20 protein-coding genes are annotated in these 23,601 nt (G+C 71.6%); 14 read left to right on the top strand and 6 right to left on the bottom strand.

Features of this window, described 5'->3' with window-relative positions; translation table 11 throughout:
- The first annotated feature begins 1 nt into the window (after position 1).
- From rpmF to mutM, 5 genes are all read left to right on the top strand, one after another.
- Positions 2–175, top strand: coding sequence for a 50S ribosomal protein L32 (gene rpmF / locus ACIA6A_RS04175; RefSeq protein WP_396095915.1), 174 nt, complete (start codon positions 2–4; stop codon positions 173–175).
- 120 nt (positions 176–295) lie between these two features.
- Positions 296–1,402 (top strand): phosphate acyltransferase PlsX, encoded by a 1,107-nt coding sequence (locus tag ACIA6A_RS04170; RefSeq protein ID WP_396096448.1) that lies wholly within the window; start codon positions 296–298, stop codon positions 1,400–1,402.
- The gene (gene rnc, locus ACIA6A_RS04165) at positions 1,399–2,205 is read left to right on the top strand and encodes a ribonuclease III (RefSeq protein ID WP_396095914.1); all 807 of its coding nucleotides are present in this window, start codon (positions 1,399–1,401) and stop codon (positions 2,203–2,205) included. The genes ACIA6A_RS04170 and rnc overlap by 4 nt, the downstream gene beginning before the upstream one ends.
- A 2-nt stretch (positions 2,206–2,207) precedes the next feature.
- Positions 2,208–3,383 (top strand): hypothetical protein, encoded by a 1,176-nt coding sequence (locus ACIA6A_RS04160; protein WP_396095913.1) that lies wholly within the window; start codon positions 2,208–2,210, stop codon positions 3,381–3,383.
- An 8-nt stretch (positions 3,384–3,391) separates the two neighbouring features.
- Positions 3,392–4,246, top strand: a complete 855-nt coding sequence (gene mutM / locus ACIA6A_RS04155; protein ID WP_396095912.1) for a bifunctional DNA-formamidopyrimidine glycosylase/DNA-(apurinic or apyrimidinic site) lyase — start codon at positions 3,392–3,394, stop codon at positions 4,244–4,246.
- On the opposite strand, the gene ACIA6A_RS04150 is transcribed toward mutM, so the two are convergent.
- A complete protein-coding gene (locus ACIA6A_RS04150) occupies positions 4,182–4,772 on the bottom strand; it encodes a Spherulin-4 (protein WP_396095911.1) in 591 nt (196 codons plus the stop codon). The two genes, mutM and ACIA6A_RS04150, sit on opposite strands and share 65 nt — an antisense overlap.
- A gap of 34 nt (positions 4,773–4,806) precedes the next feature.
- The gene (locus ACIA6A_RS04145) at positions 4,807–6,480 is read right to left on the bottom strand and encodes a DUF3492 domain-containing protein (protein WP_396095910.1); all 1,674 of its coding nucleotides are present in this window, start codon (positions 6,478–6,480) and stop codon (positions 4,807–4,809) included.
- Positions 6,481–7,427: 947 nt separating this feature from the next.
- On the opposite strand from ACIA6A_RS04145, the gene ACIA6A_RS04140 reads away from it, so the two are divergent.
- The 4 genes from ACIA6A_RS04140 to ACIA6A_RS04125 all read left to right on the top strand — a co-directional run bounded on the left by ACIA6A_RS04140 (position 7,428) and on the right by ACIA6A_RS04125 (position 14,213).
- Entirely contained in the window at positions 7,428–7,622 is a 195-nt protein-coding gene (locus tag ACIA6A_RS04140; protein ID WP_396095909.1) for a hypothetical protein, read from the top strand.
- A gap of 1,336 nt (positions 7,623–8,958) precedes the next feature.
- Positions 8,959–12,540 carry a chromosome segregation protein SMC gene (smc, locus tag ACIA6A_RS04135; RefSeq protein ID WP_396095908.1) on the top strand — a complete coding sequence of 1,194 codons (3,582 nt, stop codon included), beginning with the start codon at positions 8,959–8,961 and terminating at the stop codon, positions 12,538–12,540.
- A 19-nt stretch (positions 12,541–12,559) separates the two neighbouring features.
- Entirely contained in the window at positions 12,560–13,174 is a 615-nt protein-coding gene (locus ACIA6A_RS04130; protein ID WP_396095907.1) for an HAD family hydrolase, read from the top strand.
- Between the two features lie 232 nt (positions 13,175–13,406).
- Entirely contained in the window at positions 13,407–14,213 is an 807-nt protein-coding gene (locus ACIA6A_RS04125; RefSeq protein WP_396095906.1) for a hypothetical protein, read from the top strand.
- Here the strand turns inward: ACIA6A_RS04125 and ACIA6A_RS04120 are convergent.
- From ACIA6A_RS04120 to ACIA6A_RS04105, 4 genes are all read right to left on the bottom strand, one after another.
- Positions 14,126–14,581, bottom strand: a complete 456-nt coding sequence (locus tag ACIA6A_RS04120) for a DinB family protein (protein WP_396096447.1) — start codon at positions 14,579–14,581, stop codon at positions 14,126–14,128. The genes ACIA6A_RS04125 and ACIA6A_RS04120 overlap by 88 nt on opposite strands.
- 107 nt (positions 14,582–14,688) lie before the next feature.
- Positions 14,689–15,108 (bottom strand): hypothetical protein, encoded by a 420-nt coding sequence (locus ACIA6A_RS04115; RefSeq protein ID WP_396095905.1) that lies wholly within the window; start codon positions 15,106–15,108, stop codon positions 14,689–14,691.
- Entirely contained in the window at positions 15,105–15,392 is a 288-nt protein-coding gene (locus tag ACIA6A_RS04110; protein WP_396095904.1) for a hypothetical protein, read from the bottom strand. The genes ACIA6A_RS04115 and ACIA6A_RS04110 overlap by 4 nt, the downstream gene beginning before the upstream one ends.
- A 73-nt stretch (positions 15,393–15,465) precedes the next feature.
- Entirely contained in the window at positions 15,466–17,154 is a 1,689-nt protein-coding gene (locus ACIA6A_RS04105) for an alkaline phosphatase D family protein (protein WP_396095903.1), read from the bottom strand.
- Positions 17,155–17,305: 151 nt separating this feature from the next.
- On the opposite strand from ACIA6A_RS04105, the gene ftsY reads away from it, so the two are divergent.
- The 5 genes from ftsY (at position 17,306) to ACIA6A_RS04080 (ending at position 23,586) form a co-directional block, all read left to right on the top strand.
- Positions 17,306–18,487 (top strand): signal recognition particle-docking protein FtsY, encoded by a 1,182-nt coding sequence (ftsY, locus tag ACIA6A_RS04100; protein ID WP_396095902.1) that lies wholly within the window; start codon positions 17,306–17,308, stop codon positions 18,485–18,487.
- Between the two features lie 33 nt (positions 18,488–18,520).
- Positions 18,521–19,333 carry a phosphotransferase gene (locus ACIA6A_RS04095; RefSeq protein ID WP_396096446.1) on the top strand — a complete coding sequence of 271 codons (813 nt, stop codon included), beginning with the start codon at positions 18,521–18,523 and terminating at the stop codon, positions 19,331–19,333.
- A 247-nt stretch (positions 19,334–19,580) separates the two neighbouring features.
- Positions 19,581–20,939 (top strand): ammonium transporter, encoded by a 1,359-nt coding sequence (locus tag ACIA6A_RS04090; protein WP_396095901.1) that lies wholly within the window; start codon positions 19,581–19,583, stop codon positions 20,937–20,939.
- 36 nt (positions 20,940–20,975) lie between these two features.
- Positions 20,976–21,314, top strand: coding sequence for a P-II family nitrogen regulator (locus ACIA6A_RS04085; protein ID WP_396096445.1), 339 nt, complete (start codon positions 20,976–20,978; stop codon positions 21,312–21,314).
- 7 nt (positions 21,315–21,321) lie between these two features.
- Positions 21,322–23,586 (top strand): [protein-PII] uridylyltransferase, encoded by a 2,265-nt coding sequence (locus ACIA6A_RS04080; RefSeq protein WP_396095900.1) that lies wholly within the window; start codon positions 21,322–21,324, stop codon positions 23,584–23,586.
- Positions 23,587–23,601 lie beyond the last annotated feature (15 nt).

The raw sequence follows: 23,601 nt of genomic DNA, 5'->3' as shown, positions 1-23,601 counted from the left end.
CGTGGCCGTCCCCAAGCGCAAGATGTCGCGCAGCAACACCCGGTCCCGCCGGGCGAACTGGAAGGCGACCGTGGTGCAGACCGTGGAGTGCCCCCAGTGCAAGTCGCCGCACCTGCCGCACACTGCGTGCGGGGTCTGCGGCACCTACAACGGCCGTCAGGTCATCGAGGTCTGACCTCGAGGAGTGACGCGCCCGATCATCGGGCGGGTCGAGTCCGGGCAACGACGAACGTCCGGTGCCCCGGCTCCGGCGCGGAGCGGCCAGCAGGCCGCCACCGCTGCGGAACGGGGCACCGTGCGGATCGCCGTTGACCTCCTCGGCGGGGACGAAGCTCCCGCCGTCGTGGTTGACGGCGCTCTGCGCGCTTGCCAGGCCGATCCGGCCCTTACGCTGCTGCTTGTCGGCCCGGTCGAGGCCGCCGAGACGGTCCTGGCCGCCCTCCCGCCGGACCACCACGACCGCGTCCGCGCACTCGCCTTCGAACCCGCCGGCCGCGATCAAGCCGGAGCCGCCGGTCGCCCCGGTCGCGTCGGCCAGCCCGATCGCGCCGGGACCGCCGGTCGCCCCGATCGCGTCGGCCAGCCCGATCGCGTCGGCCAGCCCGATCGCGTCGGCCAGCCCGATCGCGCCGGGACCGCCGACCAGCCTGGCCGCGGCGCGCGAGCCGAACGCGGCTTGATGTCCGAGTCCGGGGCGCGCACCGCGGTGCGCGCGGTCGCCGAAGGTCTCGCCGACGCGGTTGTCTCCGCCGGCGACACCGGCGCCATCGTCACCTCGGCCGCGCTCGCCATGGGCCGCCGGCCCGGCGTGCGCCGTCCCCCTCTCGCCGCCGTGCTGCCCAGCGCCGCCGGCCGCATCATCCTGCTCGACGTGGGTTCCTCCGTCGACCCGGACGAGCACACCCTCGCCATGCACGCCCGCCTCGGCGCCGCGTACGCGTCCGCGGTGCACGGCATCGCCGCGCCCCGGGTGGGCTTGCTCACCATCGGCACCGAGCACGGCAAGGGCGACCGTCTGCGCCGCGCCGCCCCCGGCCTGTTCGAGGACCTCGAGCTGCCCGGCGGCGCCCGCTACGTCGGGCTCGTCGAGGGCAACGATGTAGTGAGCGGCGCCCCCGCCGATGTGGTGGTGACCGACGGTTTCAGCGGAAATGTCCTGCTCAAGGGCCTGGAAGCCGCGTACGCCGCCCTCGGCACCCCCAACCCCGGCACCGCCCCGCCACCGCGGGCCGCCGTGCTGCTCGGTGTCGCCGGCACCGTGGTCGTCTGCCACGGTGCCGCCTCCAGTCATGATGTCGCCGCCGGGATCGGCCTCGCCGCCTCTCTGCGCCGCAGTGGTGCCGTATCGCTCATCAATGAGCTGACCCAGAGTTCCCCCGAAGTAACCAGAGGTGGTTCATGAGCAACAGCAACAGGCGGGTACGGCCCTCCACCGAGCCGCTCGAAGAGGCGTTCGGCGTCCCGTTCGAGCCGGGACTGCTCGAACGGGCCCTGACCCACCGCTCGTACGCGTACGAGAACGGTGGTCTTCCCACCAACGAGCGCCTGGAGTTCCTGGGTGACTCGGTGCTCGGCGTGGTGATCACCTCGGCGCTGTTCCACAACCACCCCGACCTGCCCGAGGGGCAGCTCGCCAAGCTGCGCGCGAGCGTGGTGAACATGCACGCGCTGGCCGACGTCGCCCGTACCCTCGGTCCCGCCGGTCTGGGTCCGCACCTGCTGCTCGGCAAGGGCGAGGAGACGACCGGGGGCCGGGACAAGGCCAGCATCCTGGCCGACACGCTGGAGGCGCTGCTCGGCGCGATCTACCTGGAGCACGGTCTGGACATCGCCGGGGAGGTCATCCACCGGCTGTTCGACCCGCTGATGGCCGAGTCGGCCGGGCGGGGTGCCGCGCTCGACTGGAAGACCAGCCTGCAGGAGCTGACCGCCGCGCTGGGCCTGGGCGTGCCCGACTACGTGATCGACGACGCCGGGCCGGACCACGCCAAGACGTTCACCGCCTGGGTGGTGGTGGCCGGCGAGCGCTACGGCGGTTCGGACGGGCGTAGCAAGAAGCAGGCGGAGCAGCGGGCCGCGGCGGCCGCCTGGCGGGTGCTCACCGACCGGGCCGAGGCCGAGACCCCGCCGCCCGCGGTGGCCGGCGGCGGTCACGTGGACGAGACACCTGAGGAGAAGCCCGACGAGAGCCTCGACGGCTCGTGAGCATGACGGCGGAGGAGGAGACGAGGACCGCCGCCCCTGCCGAGCGTCTCTGGGACCTGGCCGGCCGCTGGCACGGCGTCGCGGTGGCGGCCGGGATCCTCGTGCTGACCCGGGTCGTACAGATCCTGCTGCTCGTCGGCCTCGACCGGGCCATCCCCGACCCGGCCGGCCTGCGCAGCAACCTGCTGATCTGGGACGGTGGCTGGTTCCAGCGGGTCGCCGCCGGCTACCCGCAGGGATACACGTACGCCCAGAACGGCGCGCTCGAAGGCAACGAGCTGGCGTTCTTCCCGCTGTACCCGATGCTGATCCGGGCCCTGTCCGCGATCGGCTTCGACCCGGGAAGTGCCGCGCTGGCCGTGAGCTGGCTCGCGTCCCTCGGCGCGGCCGTGGCCCTGCACCTGCTCGGCACCAGCCTGTTCAAGAGCCGCCGGGCCGGCTGGGCGCTGGTCGGGATCTGCTGCGGCGCCCCGATGTCGGTGGTGCTGTCCATGGCGTACTCGGAGAGCCTGTTCCTCGCACTGGTCGCCGGGATGCTGGTGGCCGCGCACCGGCGGGTCTGGTGGGCGGCCGGCCTGCTGGGGCTGGGCTGCGCGCTGACCCGTCCGACCGGGGCGGCCGCCGCGGTGGCCCTGGCCGTCGCCGCGCTGGTCGCGATCCGGGAGCACCGGGACGAGAAGAAGTGGCCGCCGCTGGTCGCCGCGGCGGTCGCACTCGCCGGCGTACCCGCGTATCTGGGTTGGGTGGGGTGGCGGGTCGGTGAGGTGGACGCCTGGTTCAAGATCCAGACCGCGGGCTGGGGAACCTCGTTCGACTTCGGTGACAGCACGATCGGCTTCCTGTCCGACACCCTGACGCTCGCGGACGGCTGGGTGCCGATGAGTGTCGCCCTGATCCTGCTCGTCGCCCTGGCCGCGGCGGGTGTGGCACTGGCCGGCCGGCCGTGGCTGCCCCTGGCGGTCTACGGCATCGTCGCCATGATCCTCGTGTACGGACAAGCGGGCTATTACCACTCCAAACCGCGGCTGCTGCTCCCCGTACTGTTGACGTTGTTGCCCGCGGCCGCAGCCGCCGCACGGGCCCGTCCCCGCGTCGCGATCCTGGCGATCTCCGCCTGGGCCGCGTTCGGACTCTGGTACGGCGCGTACCTGGTCGCCGTCTGGCCGTACACCATCTAGAGAGACTGATGCCCGAGCTTCCCGAGGTAGAGACCGTCCGCCAGGGTCTGGCGACATGGGTCGCCGGCCGCCGCGTCGACACGGTCGAGGTGCGCCATCCCCGCGCGATCCGCCGCCACGTGCCCGGTGACGTGCACTTCGCCGCCGTGCTGGCCGGCCGGACCGTGACCGGTGTCTCCCGGCGCGGCAAATATCTGTGGCTGCCGCTCGACTCCGGGGACGCGATCATCGCGCACCTGGGGATGAGCGGCCAGCTGCTGATGCAGCCCGCCGAGGCGCCCGACGAGACCCACCTGCGGGTCCGGTTCGCGTTCGCCGACGACGGCCCCGAGCTGCGCTTCGTCGACCAGCGAACGTTCGGCGGCCTGTCGGTCTCGGAGGGCGGCGCCGAGCTGCCGGACGAGATCGCGCACATCGCCCGCGACCCGATGGACCCGCTCTTCGACGACGAGGCGTTCGTCGCCGCGATCCGCCGCAAACGCACCGAGGTCAAACGGGCACTGCTCGACCAGACGCTCATCTCGGGCATCGGCAACATCTACGCCGACGAGGCGCTGTGGCGCTCGAAGCTGCACGGCACCCGGCCCACGGACGCGCTGACCAAGCCGGCGGTCCGGCGGCTGCTCGCCGACGTGCGCGCGGTGCTGGGCGAAGCCATCGTGGCCGGTGGCACCAGTTTCGACGCGCTGTACGTCAACGTGAACGGGGAGAGCGGCTACTTCGACCGGTCACTCGACGCGTACGGCCGGGAGGGGCTGCCGTGCCACCGCTGCGGCGCGGCGATGCGGCGGGAACAGTTCATGAACCGCTCGTCGTACAGCTGTCCGCACTGTCAGCCCCGCCCGCGGGTGCCGCTGCGCTGAGCGTGTGCGGGCTGGCGTCGGTGGCCAGCCCGAACCCCGCCCCGCGCCGGCCCATCAGCCGGCGCGCGGCGGTCAGCAGCTCCGGTGGCACCCCGTGCACGAGATGCCCGTCGCCGGGGCTCACCCCGTCCCCGGCCCACCCCTGGTACGCCGACCACGGCCCGTCGAACGTACAGATCTTCACGCCCAGATCGCGGTACAGCGGATGCGTCGGCACCCCCGGGTTCAGCACGACCCGGTGCAGACCACGACGGGCTGCCAGCCGTACGGTCAGCGCCACCGGCCCGACCCCGCCCGACCCGGCCGGCGCCCGGTCCAGGAACAGCCCCTCGGCCCCGTCCTCGCGCCACGTGTCCACGTCGGCGAGCACGTCCGCCAGCGACCGCCCGCCCCAGTCCAGGTCCACCTTGCCCAGGATCCGGTGCCGGGAACGGCGCCGGCCGGGGCGCTCCTGCACGACCCAGGTGTCCTGGTCGGCGGGGAGCTCGGGCGATGGGTGGGCGTAGATCGGGAACAGGGTCCTCACGGCGTCCTCCGGGGATCGGCGGGGCTGACGATGGTCACTGGTGCTCCCCGAGCCAGCGCACCGTGGCCGGCCGCGGTTCGCGAGGTGCGGGAACGGCCAGTGCGAGCTCGTAGGAAGGTGCGGGTGCGGGCGCGGTCAGGTCGCTGTAGAGCGCGCCGTAGGCCCGTACGACCCGGTCGGCGGTGAACCGGGAGAGCGCCCGGCGCCGCGCCGCGTCGCCCAGGGCACGCCGGCGCGCGGGGGCGCTGAGCAGAGATATGCAGGCCGCGGCCAGTGCCACCGGATCATCGCCGGGTACGAGGACCCCGGCGTCACCCAGCGTCTCCGCGACCGGTCCCACATCGGCGCCGACCACCGCGCGACCGGACATCATCGCCTCGATCAGCCGGTAGGGCGGATCGGACGGGCCTGGAACGTGCACGACGAGGTGGCCGTCCGCATACCGGGGGCCGGCATCCACGCGCAGCCGCACCGCCCGGCCCAGCCCGGCCCGGTGGACCTCCTCGACCGCATGACCCTGATGGGCGGCGGTGACCCCGGTCAGATGCAGCACGGTGCCGGGCACAGCGGTGGTGATCCGGGCGAAAGCGTCCAGCACGGCCCGCAGACCGCTGCCGGGACCGCCGTTGCCGGCCCAGACGATCGACGGCGGGGTACGGGTCTCCGGTGACGCCGGGAAGTCGCCCGGATCGACCCCGGCGGGAACGGACACCAGCCGCCCGGGCGAGGCACCGTTCCGCAGCGCCCACGCACGATGGTATTCCGACAGCGGCGCGATCAGCCCGGCCTCGGCGTACCCGGCCCGGGCCACCGCCCGCCGGAACCGCCGCAGCACGGTCCGCACGGCCGGGGAGAGACGCTCCTCACCCGCCCGGGGCCGGGCCACCGGAGCGCGGGCCTCGGTCAGCAACAGTGGGACACCGGTCCGCCATCGAGCCGCCAGGCCCGCGAGCAGAGGCAACGTGCCACCCACACAATGCACAAGATCAACCTCAGGCATCGGCACGGCCAGCGCCCGAACCGCATGCCGAACCAGCATCGCCGCCGTCCGTGCATCCCGAACCCCGAGCCGCGGCAGCCGCCCCTCATCCCCGGCTCGTCCCCACCCCCACCTCGGCCCGCTGCCGGGTCCTGGCCCGCTGTCCGCTTCCGCCCTTCCGGCCTCGGAGCTGGCGTTCTTCAGCCGTCTGAGCCCTCTGACGCCGTTCTTCGCCCCGCCGCCCTCCTCACCTCTGACGCTGGACTCACCTTTGACGCTGGACTCACCTCTGACGCTGGACTCACCTCTGACGCTGGACTCACCTCTGACGTTGGACGATCGGCCGGAGCGCCAGGCGTCGAGCAGCACATCGGCGAGCGAAACGGCGTTCAGCGGCGACCGGGTCTGCGCCGCGGCGATCGCGCTCAGCCCCGCGACGAAGTCCCCGTCGTTCTCCTCGACCAGTCCCCGGCAGAGCAGGGCCCCCGCCTCGGTCGCCTGCTGATCGGTACCCTCCCGCCGCGGGACATCCCGGGGCAGCGCGACGGCACGCGCCGACTCCACGTGGCCCGGGAGCGGATAGGCGTACCCGCCCGGTGGTTCCCGATCGCAGACGGTGACCAGGGCAAAACGATGATCATCGAGGCCGTCGACGAGCGCACGGCACCATCCGGCCAGGGCGTCCCGGCGGAACGGGTACCCACCTCCGGTGAGCAGACAGACGCGCATGGCCTCAGCACCGCGGGCACGACGGGGGTGATATCACGATGGCTGCAACGACGCAGCAGCGAAGAGTAGCGGGAACCTGTCACCTAGGCGACACTTCCTAGCGCTATTTGTCTGCTTTGCCGGGCCTTTTGGCACCCTTTGTCACCGTCCCGGGACAACCCCCACCCCGGCTCGGCCCGTGTCGCGATCGGCTCCGCGCCCGGGTTGAGTGTCCGGCTCCGTGTCCGGTCCGGCACTGCTTCCGTGCCGGCCGGCTGCTGCTCCGGGCTGATGGTGCGTCCGGATCGGGCCTGGGCTCGAGTCTGCCTCGCGTCCGGTTGTGCCCGCGCCGGGTGCCCCGCCACTGGCACCCGGCGCCGGTCGTCCCCGCGTATCGAGCGGTTTCGACGTGCGTGACGGTAAGCAGTCGCACGAATACGGAGCAATCTCGCTAAGCAAGTGTTAAGGCTGCCTTCAGACGACTCGTAACCTTGCGGTCCGGATCGGCCCAACCGTGTGGATCGCCGCCTCATGCATGCCTTGGTCGGCTCGACTACCGGCGTCCCGGTCGCGGCAGTCGCCATCTGGTTGCCTGCTGTGACCGTGAGCTGGCACGAAGTGTCGGCCGGCCGGGTCTGCCGTCATCCGGATGGGTAAAACCCCTTGATCCAAATTGACGGACGTGCCAGGGTGGCGTGATTCACTGGTTGACGAGGGTCGGCGCGGTGTCCCACGGCTTGACGGAGCCTGGACATCGGCGCACCATAGAAGTGTCGCCAGTCGCGCCCATCTGTGCTCAGTCCGAGTTCTGAGCCGGGTAAATCTGCATCTCATGCACCACCCGAGATCGGATCTTTGTGCCTACGCGTGTCCGTGGGTGCAGGTGTGCCTACCACTGTGCGCGCGTTTGGCCGGCGTAATGCCGACAGCGCTAAAAGACGAGACCTTTTGTCTCACAAGGAGAAGTCATGGCGAAGGCCCTCTATGGCCACGTAGGTGCGGCGCCCGATCGGCGGCTGCTCGACGAGGTCACCCGTCTGCGTTCCAGGGTGCAGTCCCTGGAGTTCGAGATCACCCGCCTCCGCGCGGAGAACGACCGTCTGGCTGCCGCTGCGTCGGAAGCCGACGAACTCCTCCGTCTGAGCGAGCCGGCGCTGACCTGAGCTCCCCCGAGCGTCCACCCCAGGCGCTCGCGATCCCCTCGCATCTGACGCAAAAATTCAGAAAGCGCGCCTCCACGCACAGTGGTGGCGCGCATCTTTTTCCAGGCTCACGCAGTTTTACCGGCACTGCCCGAGCCCACCTTGCGGTCTGGCCCTGCCGGGCCGACCGTTGGGCAGTCTTGCCGGAGTTCGCGCAGGTAGTTTCCGGCAGCTGCTCGTAGATCGGCTTCTGCGCCACCTAATCGTTCGCGCTCACCGCCACCCGCCCGCGCGCCTTTGTGCCGTCGGAGTTGCGGATGGTGGGAATTGGCCCGCCCTTGCCGCCCGGCGCCGGGCGTCCCGCCCGCCATTGCCGCCCGCAGCCGCCTCTGACCACCGCGTCGAACCCGGCGGCCGGCACCGTCCCGAACCACCGTCTGCCGCCTTCGGTACCCGCCGCCCGCCGCCCGCCGCCCGGCACCCGTCTGCCGCCCTCGGTACCCGCCGCCCGCCGCCCGGCACCCGCCGCCCGGCACCCGGCACCCGTCTGCCGCCCTCGGTACCCGCCGCCCGCCGCCCGCCGCCCGCCGCCCGGCACCCGCCGCCCGCCGCCCGGCACCCGCCGCCCGCCGCCCGGCACCCGCCGCCCGGCACCCGGCACCCGTCTGCCGCCCTCGGTACCCGCCGCCCGCCGCCCGGCACCCGCCGCCCGGTACCCGCCGCTCGGCACCCATCGCCCGTCGCTCGGCACCCATCGCCCGTCGCCTGGCGCCCGTTGCCCGGCGCCCGTCTGCCTCCCTCGGCACCCGCCTGCGTACCTGGCCCGGGCCCTGGCTCGCGGCATCCGGATCCCGTTTCCCGGCTCCCGGCGGGATCGACCAGGTGGTCCCCCTCCCGGACCGCAACGCGCCGGCGATCGGTTCCGTAGTCCTCAGGGTGGTTTGCGGTACGCCCGAGCAGCCTTGGGGTCCAGGTCGTGCGGCTGATGGCGATGGTGTTGCCGGCCGCGGGCGGGCGCGGTGCTGGGGTGGGCGGGATATTCGGTTTCCGGGAGCGCCTGTTCACGACTGCGGCAGGGTGGCGTCTGGCCTGGTGATCATCCGGAATGCCGGTTTTTGCAGGTTGACTGTGCCAATTCTTCCGGGAGTGCGGGCCGATCTTGTTCGCTGTCCGCACCCGGGCTGTTGCGCTCCGGCGGGGGACGGCGGCCCCCGGCGGGTGATGGCGGCCTGGAAAAACGACAAACAGCCCACCGGGGGTCGGACCACCACCGGCTGGGACGCGCGCCGTGCGCGGACATGGCGGCTGCCTGCGGGTAACCTGCTGGCCAGAGCAAACCGCCGACCCTCGGAGATTCGTGCACCTCAAGAGCCTGACGGTGAAGGGTTTCAAGTCCTTCGCCTCCGCCACGACGTTGCGGCTGGAGCCGGGTATCACCTGTGTGGTGGGCCCGAACGGCTCCGGCAAGTCCAACGTTGTCGACGCTATCGCCTGGGTGCTCGGTGAGCAGGGGGCGAAGGCGCTGCGTGGCGGCAAGATGGAGGATGTCATTTTCGCCGGCACGGCGGGCCGGGCGCCGCTGGGCCGGGCCGAGGTGACGCTCACGATCGACAACGGTGACGGGGCTCTGCCCATCGATTACACCGAGGTGTCGATCACTCGCCGGATGTTCCGGGACGGTGCCAGCGAGTACGAGATCAACGGTAACCAGTGCCGGCTGCTGGACATCCAGGAGCTGTTGAGCGACTCCGGTATCGGCCGGGAGATGCACATCATCGTCGGGCAGGGCCGGCTCGACGCGATGCTGCACGCGAAGCCCGAGGATCGTCGTGCCTTCATCGAGGAGGCCGCCGGGGTCCTGAAGCATCGTAAGCGTAAAGAAAAAGCTATTCGCAAGCTCGACGCGATGCAGACGAACCTGAACCGGCTCAACGACCTGACCGCCGAGTTGCGACGTCAGCTCAAGCCGCTCGGCAAGCAGGCCGAGGTCGCCCGGCGGGCCGCCGGGATCCAGGCCGATCTGCGGGATTCGCGGCTGCGGTTGCTGGCCGACGACCTGCACACGCTGCGGACCACGTTGGACAAGGAGATCGCTGACGAGTCGGCGATGCGGGACCGGCGCGGGCAGGTCGAGGGGGAGAACCGCGAGGTCCAGCGGATGCTCGCCGACCTGGAGGCGTCGCACGCCGAGGATGCTCCGCTGCTGCAGGCCGCGCAGGACACCTGGTACAAACTTTCCGCTCTTCAGGAGCGTTTCCGCTCGACCGAGCAGCTGGCCTCCGAGCGGCTGCGGTTCCTGTCCGCGGCCCCGGACGACGAGCGGCCCGGGCGGGATCCCGATCAGTTGGCCGCCGAGGCGGAGCGGGTCCGGGAGCAGGAAGAAGAGCTGCGTGAGGCGCTGACCGACGACCAGATGCGCTTGGCCGAGGCGGTGGAGCACCGCCAGGAGCTCGAGCGGCAGTTGTTGCAGGCTGAGGGCGCACTCCGTACGGCTGCGAAAGCCATCGCCGACCGGCGTGAGGGCCTTGCCAAGCTGACCGGGCAGGTGAACGCGGCCCGGGCCCGGACCGGCAGTGCCGCCGAGGAGATCGAGCGACTCGCCGCCGCGCACACCGACGCCCTGATGCGGGCCGAGGCCGCGCAGGCCGAGGTCGACGCGGTCTCCGCGGAGTCCAGCGAGGCCGACCGCGACAATGTGGAGCTCGACGCGCGGCACGCCGAGACGGTCGCCGCGCACGACCGGGCCGCCGCGGTGGTCCGGGAGCTGTCCGACGCCGAGCGCACCGCCGAGAAGGACGCCGCGAGCTGGAAGGCCCGCGAGGAGGCCCTGGCTCTGGGCCTCAAGCGCAAGGACGGGGCCGGCGCGCTGCTGGGCCGCGCGGATCAGATCCCCGGTCTGCTGGGCAGCCTGGCCTCGATGCTGACCGTACGCCCGGGGCACGAGGCCGCACTGGCGGCCGCGCTGGGTGGGCTGGCCGACTCGGTCGCGCTGAGCGGGATCGACGAGGCCGTCGAGGCCATGCGTACGCTCAAGATCACCGACGCCGGCCGCGCTGCCCTGGTGATCGCGAGTCCGGCCGCACCGGGGTCGCAGGGCCCGCTCGACACGTTGCGCCCGCGCTTGCCGGAGGGCGCGACCTGGGCTCCCGACGTGATCGGCTGCCCGGACACGATCCGGCCGGCGCTCAACCGCGTACTGCGTGATGTCGTCCTGGTGCCGGACCTGGCCGCCGCCGTGAGTCTCGTCGCGGAGAACGCCGAGCTGCGGGCGGTCACTCCCGACGGTGACGTGCTGGGCGCGCACTCCGCGGCCGGTGGTTCCGGCAAGGCGACCAGCTACATCGAGGTGCAGGCCGCGGTCGACGAGGCCCGGGGCAAGCGGGAGGCCGCCGAGCTGGCCATCGGTGAGCTGAAGATCCAGCTGACCGACGCCCGGGCCGAGGTCGCCGAGCGCAAGGAAGCCGTCAACGTCGCGGCCGCCGAGAAGCGCGCCGCCGAGGGGGAGCGCAACGCCGCCGCCCGTCGCCTCGCGGAGCTCGGTGCGGCCGCCCGTTCCGCGAAGGCCGAGTCGGAGCGGCTCGGTTCGGCGCGCCAGAAGGCCGAGGGCAACCGCGACCGGGACCTCGCCGGGCTCACCGAGCTGGAGGAACGGCTGCACCTCGCCGAGTCCACCCCGATCGACGAGGAGCCGTCCACCGAGGAACGCGACACGCTGTCCGCCCTCGTGCCGCAGGCCCGGCAGAACGAGATGGAAGTGCGCCTCGCCGTCCGTACGGCGGAAGAGCGGGTCTCCTCCATCGCCGGCCGCGCCGACTCACTGCTGCGGCAGGCCAACGCCGAACGCCAGGCCCGGGAGCGGGCCGCGGCCCGCCGCGCCGCCCGGGCCCGCGGCGCCGAGATCGCCAAAGCCGTCGCCCTGGGTGCCGCGGCCGCGCTCACCCGCGTCGGGGTCTCGCTGGGTGCGGCGGTCGAGGTCCGCGACGAGCTCGCCCGGGCCCGGTCGGCCCGGGAGGCAGAGCTCTCGGAGGTACGCGCGACCGCGAAGCGCCTGGTCTCGGAACTGGAACGACTGACCAGCGAGGTGCACCGCGACGAGGTGGCGCGGGCCGAGCAGCGGATGCGCATCGAGCAGCTCGAGGCGAAAGCGGCCGAGGACTTCTCGCTCGACGTGGACACGCTCGTCGCCGAGTACGGTCCCGACCAGCTCGTGCCTCCGACCCAGGCCGAGGTGTCGGCGGCGGAGAAGGACGGTAAGGAGCCCCCGGAGCCGTACCCGTTCCATCGTCCGACGCAGGAGAAGCGGTCCAACAAGGCGGAACGGGACCTGGCCCTGCTCGGCAAGGTCAACCCGCTGGCGCTCGAGGAGTTCGCGGCGCTGGAGGAGCGTTTCAAGTTCCTCTCCGACCAGCTCGAGGACCTCAAGGCCACCCGCAAGGACCTGCTCACCGTGGTCAAGGACGTCGACGAGCGGATCCTCGAGGTGTTCGCCTCGGCGTTCGAGGACACCGCCCGCGAGTTCCAGTCGGTGTTCCAGGTCCTGTTCCCGGGCGGCGAGGGCCGGCTGATCCTGACCGACCCCGACGACATGCTCACCACCGGTGTCGAGGTCGAGGCCCGCCCGCCCGGCAAGAAGATCAAGCGCCTCTCGCTGCTCTCGGGTGGCGAGCGCTCGCTGACCGCGGTCGCGATGCTCTGCGCCATCTTCCGGGCCCGCCCCAGCCCCTTCTACATCATGGACGAGGTCGAGGCGGCGCTCGACGACGTCAACCTCGGCCGGCTGATCACGCTCTTCCAGCAGCTCCGCGAGAAGAGCCAGCTCCTGATCATCACCCACCAGAAGCGCACGATGGAGGTGGCGGACGCGCTGTACGGCGTCACGATGCGCTCCGGCGTGACCCAGGTGATCAGTCAACGACTCAACCGCGAGGACCAGGACTGACCCCCGTACGCTGGCCCGCATGTTGCGTCAACCCGCCCAGGCCCTGCTGATCGACCTGGACGGCGTGGTCCGTCGCTGGGACCCGTCCGTCGCCGTCGGCGTCGAGACGGAGTACGCCCTCGAGCCGGGGATCCTGATGCGGACGGCGTTCGACTGGGAGCTGCTGCGCCACGCGGTGTCCGGCGAGATCACCGACGCCGAGTGGATGGGCCTGATCGCCGACCGGCTCCCGCTCGACAAGGACCGGGCCCGGGCCGCGGTGACGACCTGGCAGGAACACCGTGGCGAGGTCGACCAGGAGGTCCTGGCGTTCGTCCGGGAGGTGCGTGCGGCCGGGCGTCCGGTAGGCCTGGCGACCAACGCCACCGACCTGCTCCGCGGCGACCTGGACACGCTGGGGCTGACCGACGAGTTCGACCTGATCGTCAGCTCCGCCGAGCTGAAGATCCACAAACCGGCCCCGGAGTTCTTCGCCCAGGCTTGCGCGGCGCTCGGCCTGCAGGCCCCGTGGGTGCTCTTCGTGGACGACGACGACCGGGTCATCCGGGGAGCCCGCGCGGCCAAGCTGCTGGCCTTCCGCTGGACGGGTACGCAGGACCTGCCGTACCTCCGGAAGGCCCTCGCCCTGCCTTGAGCGGACGCACTACATCGCACCCGGTGGAGCCCTCACCGAGACCCGCGTCCGGCACCCGTGACGACGGTTTCCTCGGCGCCGAGGAAGCGACGGCCATCACTCGCACCGCGACACCCGGACGGCTGTGGTGGCACGACTGGGCCACGGGGGTGCGGCCGGCCGCGGAGACACCTGATCTGGAGTTTCCCCTGCCATTGCGCCGGGCGCCCTGGCGGGGGAGGTCGCCGGTGAGATGTTCGTGCGCTGGAACGGCGCTTCGCACGACCTGGTCGTCCACGACGACCGGCTCCACCTCTGGCCGACCGATGCCCTCAAGTTCCGGGAGACCGCCAACGAACGGCTGGCCGGTCGCCTGGCCGACGTGCGCGCCGGTGGGCGCGCACCCGTCACGTTCACGCCCGCCCAGGTGGGGGCCGTCCGGAGCCGGCACGCCCGCCGGGCCGACCTGGCCCTGACGACGAGCGACGGTCAGCCGGTCACCATCGTCGAACGGGGCTGGCCGGCACACACCGCGCGGACCCGTCGCGAGCGGGCCTGGCTCGCCGCGTACCGAGCGGTCGCGCTGAACCGGCTCGCGACTTTCGGGGGTACGGGCACGGACCCGTTCGACTCCCGCGAGATGCACCGGCAGGAGCTGTGCAGCCGGGCGCGCCGCGCTCGGCAGAACGCAATCATGATCGCTCCGCTGCTGATCGGCTCGCTGGTCCAGGGCGGTGCGGCCGCGAAGGCCGGCCTCCTGGTGGCCGCCGCGGGCGCGCTCGGCGCGGCACCCCTGCTCATCCTGGCAGGCTGCATGAGCGCAAAGCCGAACGCGACGACCTGTCGGAACGCTCCGTGCCGCGGATCGGCACTCGCGCCGGCTGGTATGCCGCAGCGCCGGCCGGTCCGTCGCGGTGCCGGTGGCGGCGACCGCCCTGCCCCTGCCGGCATGGCTGACGGTTGCTGTCCTGGTCAGTCGCCGGTGACGCCGTCGAGGCGCTCGCGCAGCAGATCGGCGTGGCCGTTGTGGCGGGCATACTCCTCGATCATGTGCAGGTAGACCCAGCGGAGGCTGATCGTCGGGCGCTTCGGCAGGGTGAACTCGTGCTCGAGGGGGAGCTTGGCGACCGCCGCGTCGGCCAGGACCAGCTCGGCGAGGAACGTCGCGTGGTCGGCCTCGGCGTCGGCACCGGCCACGTCGTCGAAATCGCCGTCGATGTTGGTGTCGTCGTAATACAGGTCGGGCACGTCGAGCCCGGCGGCCCGCTTGCGGAACCAGCTGCGCTCCACCGCGGCCATGTGCCGCAGCAGGCCGAGCAGGGTCAGGTTGGAGGGCTCGACGGTGGCCTGTTTGAGCTGCTCGGCGGTGAGACCGGCGCATTTCGTGAGCAGGGTCTGCCGGTGCCACTCGAGCCAGCCCTGGAGCATGGCGCGCTCGTCCCCGGTCTGCGGCTCACTGACACGCTGCGCCGCCGGGGCGGTCCAAGAAGAAGTCACGACGCCATCCTGGACCACCCCTACGACAATTTCTCCGATTAAGCGTCCTCGGCCGGGATCTCGATGATCCGGCCGATGGGCACCATCCGGACGGACATCTCGGGTTCGGCGGTGAGGAAGAACGCGCAGTGCTGGAATGCCGTCCATACGGCGTGTGCCTGCGGCAGATCGACGTGGATGAGCGTGGCGACGTTGCCGACATCCGCGGCGTTCTCGCCGTCGAGGTCGACCACCGCGACGCCGGGGAGGCTGGTCAGGATGCCCAGCCGGGCGACCGTGACCTCGTCCGGTGCCCTGCCGTAGGCCTCCGCGAGGGCGGCGGCCGGGATACCGACGTTGGCCGCCTTCTCGTCGCCGATCGCTACTAACACGTCCCTGACGTGCGCGTGACCCAACGCGTAAGACTCGATGGCGGAACGGTCGAGAACAACTCGAATCTGCCTGGTCGGCTCGGTCATTCCGGCGCCTCGTCGGCCGGTCGATGGCCGGCCCGGATTGCCGCGATCCAGCTGGCGTTCTCGGCGATCTGCTCGGCGGTCAGGGGGCGGAGCTTGTCGCGCCACTTGGCGCAACCCTCGTCGGTGATGGTGAAGCCGGCGGCTTTGAGCATGGCCCGCGTGGTGGCGCCGTGATCGATCTGGGCGCGGACGGCGGTGGTGACGAGGACCGAGCTGTTCTCGTGGGTGATTATGTACTCGGCCACGTCGTCGGGAAGGTTCATGGTGATTTGTCTGGTCAACATTGGCTCCATGACATCTAGGCGTGGAGCAAGTATGCGCGCGCGCCGATGGCAGGGCAAGCCTGGGTGGGGGCGGTTATTTGTGGAGGGGGAGGGCTGCCACGGTGAAGAGGTCGCCGTCCTTGCGCGTGCCCTCGACCCTGACCTCGGCGTGCAAGCCGTCGTGGCGCAGGGTGCTCACCGCGTTGCCGAAGTAGGGGCCGGCCAGGCGGCCCCAGCGGACCGACGGGCGTGGGACCCCGGCCGCCCGGGCCAGGGCCCGCATGCCCTTGGCCGCCGCCCGGGACCAGCTGAAGCGCATCAGCGGGCGCATGAAGACCGGGACCTGGTTGTGGATCGGGGAGCAGGTGAGCTGGTGGACCGGGGTGGTCACCGCCGGGCCGAGGTCGGCTGCCGCGACGTACGAGTGGTGGACGTCGCCGGAGAGCACGCTGATGGTGGCCGGGGCCGCGTAGGCGCCTGATGCCCCGACCCGGTGGGCCGGGGCGTTCGGGCCGCCCTCGCCGAGGCGGCGGAAGAGTTCGGTGAGGGCCTCGAAGGAGCGGTTGAACGCTGCCCAGTGTTCGAGGTCGAACGCCCGGCGGATCTTCTCCGCGAGGGCCGCGCGGCGTTCGCCGGGGGAGTCCGCGAGCTTTTCGTTCCAGGATTCGACGTGGTGGATCGCCGGGGGCATCAGCCAGGGCAGGGACGAACCGACGACGAGGTGGTCGTAGTCGCCGTGGGCCTGGTCGATGAACCACTGCCACTCGGCCGCGGGGAGCATCTCGCGGCGGCCGGGGGTCAGGACGCGGTTGCAGCGGTTGTCGAGCATGACGAGGCGGGTACGGCCGACGTCGAGGGCGAAACTCCATTGGTACGGCTGGTCGGTGTTCTCCGCCGACTCCGGTTCGTCGACGGACAGGCCGAAGTCGTGCAGGAGATCCGTGCCGTCCTCGGCCGCGAGCAGGCCGGCCAGCAGCGGGTCGGCGGCGAGCTGGTCCGGGCTCATGTTGCCCAGGTGCTGGTAGACCCAGTAGCTGGCCAGGCCGCTGGAGATGCGGTCCTTCCACCAGGGCTGGGCGGACATGTCGCGGCGCCAGGAGGCCGAGGTGTTCCAGTCGTCGATGATCTCGTGGTCGTCGAAGATCATGACGCTGGGGACGGTGGCGAGCAGCCAGCGGACCTCCGGGTCGCGCCAGGACTCGAGGTAGAGCTTGGTGTACTCGTCGAACGAGACGACCTCGTCGGCCGGGCCGTGATGGCCCGCCGCGCGGCGGCGGCGCAGGAAGCGCTTGACCTTGTCCGAGGTGTTGTCGGCGTACACCTGGTCGCCGAGCAGGACGACGAGGTCCGGGCGCAGGTCCGGGTTGTGCGGGTCGGTCATCAACCTTCTGGCGTACGCGTCCAGCGCGTCCGGTGGCAGCTTGCGCGCGGTGGACTGCGGGGTGGCCTCGCGGCAGGAGCCGAAGATGAAGCTGACCGGCTGCTCGCTGTCGGCCTCGGGGCGGGTCACGATCAGGCTCGGCGGGTACGGCGAGTCACCGAGTGGCCAGACCTGCTTCTCGTCCAGCCACACGGTGTACTCACTCGCGGCACCCCGGGGCAGGCCTTCGACCACGACGATCGCGTAGTGGTGGCCGTACGCGCAGAAGGTCTGTGCCGTGCCGGCGCCGCCGTCCCTGACCTCGACCCGGACCGTGGCCGGCTCGGTGGTCTCGACCCAGATGGTCGCTTTGTCCCCCACGACCCGGCGCAGGACCGGGCCGATCAACAGATAAGCGGTCAACGGGTCACCACGGCGAGACTCATTATTCCATCGTCCCCACCACGTCGGGATTCCGCCAGGGCGGTTTCCGGAATCAAGGGATCACCGGGCGTGGCGTCCGACACCCCGGGTGGCCCCACGCGCCTCAGCGACATCTGTCAGGATTTCGTACATGGAATACGTCGTCGCCTCTCTGATCCTGCTGGCGGTGCTGATCGTCGGGGCCGTCGGCCTCGTCGTCCCGCGCCGGCGCCGGCGCGAACTGCCGCCCGAGGCGGGGTCGAGCGCGGGCACGACGACGCTCGAGCGCCCTCCGGTGATCCCGGACACCGAAACGCTGCCGCCGCTGATCGAGAAGCCGCCGGTCGTCGAGGAACCGATCGAGGAGGCGGCGCCGGCCCGGCCGGAGATCGAGACGCCGGAGCCGACCGCCGGTCGCCTGGTGCGGCTGCGGGCCCGGCTCAGCCGCTCGCAGAACGCCCTGGGCCGGGGCCTGCTCAGCGTGCTCTCCCGCGACCACCTCGACGAGGACGCGTGGGAGGAGATCGAGGACAGCCTGATCACCGCGGACGTCGGGGTCGAGGCCACCCAGGTGCTGGTGGCCCGGCTGCGTGAGCGGGTCCGGGTGCTGGGTTCACGAACCGTCTCCGAGGTCCGCGCACAGCTGGCCGAGGAGCTCACCGCCGCGCTCGAGCCGGACATGGACCGGAGCCTGCGCACCGCGAAGCACGAGGACGGGCGCCCCGCCGTGGTGCTCGTCGTCGGGGTCAACGGTGCCGGCAAGACCACCACCTGCGGAAAGATCGCCCGGGTGCTGGTGGCCGACGGGCACAGCGTGGTGCTGGGTGCCGCCGACACGTTCCGGGCCGCCGCCGCCGAGCAGCTGGCGACCTGGGGTCAGCGGGTCGGTGCCGAGACCGTACGCGGTCCGGAGGGTGGTGACCCGGCGAGCGTGGCTTTCGACGCGGTCAAGCGGGGTATCGACGTGGGTGTGGACACGGTGCTGATCGACACCGCCGGCCGGCTGCAGAACAAGGTCGGCCTGATGGACGAGCTGGGCAAGGTCAAGCGGGTGGTGGAGAAGCACGGCACGGTCGACGAGACCCTGCTGATCCTCGACGCGACCACCGGGCAGAACGGCCTGGAGCAGGCGCGGGTCTTCACCGAGGCGGTGGAGGTGACCGGGGTGGTGCTGACCAAGCTCGACGGCACGGCCAAGGGTGGCATCGTCATCGCGGTGCAGCGCAAGCTGGGGATCCCGGTCAAGCTGGTCGGGCTGGGCGAGGGGCCGGACGACCTGGCCCCGTTCGAGCCCGCGGCCTTTGTCGAGGCCCTGCTTGGCAGCGAAGCTTAGGCTCGGGGCAGACATGCCGTGGTGTGACGAGAACTGGGGAGGTCGTGGGTGACGCAGGAACCCGTGCACGAGATCCCTCTGCACGGCGGCAACGTCAGCACGGTCTCCAAGGCCGGCGACACCGTACGCCGCAACGCCGGTCCCTGGACCCCCGCCGTCCATTCGCTGCTCAACCACCTGCAACGGGTGGGGTTCACCGGGTCGCCGCACGCCCTGGGGATGGACGACCGGGGTCGTGAGGTGCTGTCGTACCTCGACGGGGAGTGCGGGGAGTATCCGCTCGCCCCGCACTGGACGACCGAGGAGGCGCTGGTCACGGTCGCGACGATGCTGCGCATGTTCCACGACGCGCAGTACGGTTTCCAGCCGCCGCCGAACGCGGTCTGGCGCAGTTTCGGCCCGCCGCCGCCGGACACCGAGGTGATCTGTCACCACGACGCGGCCCCGCACAACGTGGTCTGGCGCCCGGACGGCACGCTCGCGCTCATCGACTTCGATCTGGCCTCCCCGGGGGCGCGGATCTACGACGTCGCGTACGCGGCCTGGACCTGGGTGCCGCTGTTCAGTGACCGGGATTCGTACACCCTGGGTTGGAAGCGCCCGAACCGGCCGCGCCGGCTGCGGCTGTTCGCCGACGCGTACGGCCTCATCCCGCGCGACCGGCACCGCCTGGTCCGGACCATCCGCAAGCGGATCGTGGACCACGTGGAGGGCATCCGGCGGATGGCCGCCGCGGGTGATCCGGCTTTTGTGCGGATCGTGCACAAGGGGCATCTGCGGCGTCCCATGCGTGACCTGCGGCTGCTGGATTACGAGCGGCACACCCTCGAGTACGCACTTCGGTAACGGTTGACCAACTCTGGGCTGACGTATCCGTCGTGCCCAGTTGGGCAGAATGCGGTAGTTCACCCGCATTTAATACGTCGGCTGTGAGAGTTTCTTCACACGTACGAAACAACCGGTCACGTGTTGGAAATCGCGCGCAGACCAAACCCGAAACAGCAGCCCGGAAGGCTTCCGCCCTACACCGGCCGACCGGAGCGATGCTGCCCTGTGGGTCGTATGGGAGGACACTTAACCGAGAGGAGGCAGCGTGGAGATCGATACCGGCAATACCGCCTGGTTGCTCCTGTCGTCTGCACTCGTATTGCTCATGACCCCGGGTCTGGCGCTGTTCTACGGTGGCCTCAACCGGTCCAAGGGCGCACTGAACATGATGATGATGAGCTTCTCGTCCATCGGGCTCATCTCCGTTCTTTGGGTCATTTACGGATTCACCTTCGCGTTCGGCACCAATGACAGTGCCGGGCTCAACAACTTCCTCGGCAGCCCCAGCCAGTACCTCGGTACCGGAACGAGCTGGATCGGCGAGGAGTGGATGCTCGCGGGAGCCAACACCGGCATCCCGACGTACGCGTTCATGGTCTTCCAGATGATGTTCGCCATCATCACCGTCGCCCTGATCAGCGGCTCGCTCTCGGACCGCCTCAAGTTCGGCGGCTGGGTGCTCTTCTCGCTCGGCTGGTTCACCCTGGTCTACGTGCCGGTCGCGCACTGGGTCTGGGGCGGTGGCTGGATCGGCGCCAAGCTCGGCGCGCTCGACTTCGCCGGTGGTACGGCCGTGCACATCAACGCCGGTGCCGCCGCGCTCGGTGTGGCTGTCGTGCTCGGCAAGCGCATCGGCTGGCCGCGGGAGAACATGCGCCCGCACAACGTGCCGTTCGTCGCCCTCGGCGCCGGCCTGCTCTGGTTCGGCTGGTTCGGCTTCAACGCCGGTTCCGAGCTGACCGTCGACAGCGTCACCGCGGTCGCGTTCGTCAACACCCAGGTCGCCACCGCCGCGGCCCTGCTGGGCTGGATCATCGTCGAGTGGCTGCGCGACGGTAAGCCGACCCTGGTCGGTGCCTCGTCCGGTGCGATCGCCGGCCTCGTCGCCATCACCCCCGCCTGTGGCTTCATCGCCCCGCTGCCCGCCGCTGTGCTCGGCATCATCGCCGGTGCGGTCTGCGCCCTGGCGGTCGGCCTGAAGTACAAGCTGGGCTACGACGACTCGCTCGACGTCGTCGGCGTGCACTTCGTCGGTGGCTGGATCGGCTCCCTGGGCATCGGCTTCTTCGCCACCACCCAGGTGAACGCGCTCGCCTCCAACGAGAGCCTCTTCTACGGTGGCGGCTTCACCCAGCTCGGCAAGCAGTTCGTCGGCAGCGCCGCGGTCACGGTGTACTCGTTCGTGATCGCCGCCGTCCTCGCGATCATCCTCAAGGCCGTCAAGGTCCTGCGGGTCAGCGAGGAGGCCGAGGTCAGCGGTATCGACATCGCGGACCACGGCGAGACGGCGTACGACTTCACGCCCTCCGGTGGTGGCGGTGGCGGGTTCGCCATCGCGGGTCTCGGCAAGCAGTCGGTGGACGCCGACGGCAAGGCCGACACCAGCCAAAAAGTCGCCGGTTAAGTTTTCCTGATGACTGCTCCTATGGAGGGACTGAGCATGAAGCTGGTGACCGCGGTCATCAAGCCGTACCAGCTCGACGCGGTGAAGGAGGCGCTGCACGCCCTGGGCGTCGCCGGCCTCACCGTGAGCGAGGTGCAGGGGTACGGACGCCAGAAGGGCCACACCGAGGTGTACCGGGGAGCCGAGTACACGGTGGAGTTCCTGCCGAAGATCAAGGTTGAGGTGCTGACCGACGAGATCGACGTCGAGAAGGTCGTCGACGCGGTGGTCACCGCGGCGAAGACCGGCAAGATCGGCGACGGCAAGGTCTGGGTCACGGGCGTGGACGACGTGATCCGGGTACGCACCGGTGAGCGCGGACTCGACGCGCTGTAATAGACGCATGAACTACATGGTCAGTGAGCCGTCGGCCCCACCCCGGGTGCCGGTCGGCGGCTCGCTGGACATCCTCCGGAATCACATCGGCGCCGCCGCCCGCAACGATCGGGCCGCGGCGCTCGATGCTTGGCTGGCCGGGATGTTCCCCGGCCACCTGCCCGGCGTCAGCCTGGTGGCGGTCGGCGGGCTCGGGCGCCGCGACTGCGCGCCCTACAGCGATCTCGACCTCGTGCTCCTGCACAACGGCACGGCCGGCATCGACCGGATCGCCTCCGGGCTGTGGTACCCGATCTGGGACGCGCGGCTGGGGCTGGACCACTCCGTCCGTACGCTTCCCGAGGCTTTGTCGGTGGCCGTTGACGATGTGAAGGTCTCGCTGGGCCTGCTCGACGCGCGGCACGTGGCCGGCGACGCGGCCCTGTCCGCGGAGCTCGTCGCCGCGACCGGCGATCAGTGGCGACGCACCGCCGTGCGGCTGCTGCCCCAGCTCCGGGAGATCACCAACACCCGCTGGGCCACCCACGGTGAGCTGGCGTTCCTTCTCGAGGGCGACCTCAAGGAAGCCGCCGGTGGCCTGCGCGACCTGACCATCCTGCGTGGCCTCGGCCGGGCCGGGATCGCCGACACGATGCGCCCCGCGGTCCGCGCCGCCAACCTGCGCCTGCTCGACATCCGCGACGCCCTGCATCTCGCGGTCGGCCGTCGTGTCGACCGCCTCGTCGCGCAGGAACGCGGCACGGTCGCCGAGCTGCTCGGCCTCGACGACGGCGACACCCTGCTGCGCCGGGTCGCCGGGGACGCCCGGACCATCGCCCACGCGCTGGACGACGCCTGGCGCGCCGCCGACCGGCTGCGTAACGGCCGCCGCCGGGGTTCCGCGCCCGGCACCCCGAGCCGCCGCCCGGTCGCCCGCGACGTCGTCGAACACGACGGCGAGCTGGTGCTGGCCCGTACCGCCATCGGCCCGGTGCCGGACCCCACACTCTCCCTGCGGGTGGCCGCGGCCGCGGCCACCGTGAAACTGCCCATCGCGCGCGCGACCTGCGAATGGCTCGCCGCGTTCTGCCCGCCGCTGCCGACCCCGTGGCCGCCCGCGGCCCGCGCCGCGCTGGTGTCGCTGCTCGGCTCCGGCCAGGGACTGCTGCCCACCTGGGAAGCCTGCGACCGGTACGGCCTCATCGACGCCTGGCTGCCGGAGTGGGCCCGGTTGCGCAGCCTGCCGCAGCACCACCCGGTGCACCGGTTCACGCTAGACCGGCACCTGGTCCAGGCGGCGTACGAGGCGACCGCGTTCACCCGCGAGGTCGACCGGCCCGACCTGTTGCTGATCGCGGCGTTCCTGCACGACGTGGGCAAGGGCCTGCCCGGCGACCACAGCACCGTCGGCGCCCCGATCGCCGCCGACATCGCGACCCGCATCGGCCTGCCGCCCGCGGACGTCGCCACGATCGGGAAACTCGTCCGCCTGCACCTGCTGCTGCCGGATGTGGCGACCCGCCGCGACCTCAGCGACCCGGTGACCATCTCCACGGTCGCCGAGGCGGTCGGCGACACCGCCACCTTGGACCTGCTGCACGCGCTGGCCCGCGCCGACTCGCACGCCACCGGCCCGGCGGCCTGGTCGGACTGGAAGGGCCGGCTGATCGCCGAGCTGGTCAGCCGGGTGCACACCGCGCTGGACACCGGCGCGCTGCCCGCCCCGCCCGACCCCGACCCGGAGCTGCTCGACGGCGACCTGCCCGCGGTGCACCTCGACGGGGACCGCGTGGCGGTGGCCGCCGCCGACCGGCGCGGGCTGCTCGGCTCGGTGGCCGCGGTGCTCGCCCTGCACCGCCTGGACGTGCTGGCCGCGGACGCTTCCACGGTGGACGGCCGCGCCATCGTCGAGTTCCTGACCCAGCCCCGGTACGGCTCCCCGGCCGAGCCGGTCGCGCTCACCGCGGACCTGCGCCGGGTGGCGACCGGGGACGTCTCGGTCACCCAGCGGTTGCGGGCCCGGGCCGGCAACACGCGTACGGGCGCCGCGCCGCGAGTGATCTGGCTGCGCGAGGTGGCCACCGACGCGGTGGTGCTGGAGCTGCGCGCACCGGACTCCTCCGGCTTGCTGTACCGGGTCGCGGCGGCCCTGGACGAGGCCGGCGCCGAGGTCCGCGCCGCGCGCATCTCCACCCTCGGCGGTGACGTGGTGGACGCTTTCTACCTGGTCGGGGCGTGGGCCGAGCAGGCCGCCCGGGACCGGGTCGAAGCCGCGGTGCTCGCCGCCGTCTGACCCCGCCAGGCCGGA

The organism is Actinoplanes sp. NPDC051494, from assembly GCF_044454705.1.
Classification (GTDB): Bacteria; Actinomycetota; Actinomycetes; order Mycobacteriales; family Micromonosporaceae; genus Actinoplanes.
Note: the sequence above shows the minus strand (reverse complement) of the source record. Positions and strands in the feature narration are given on the sequence as shown.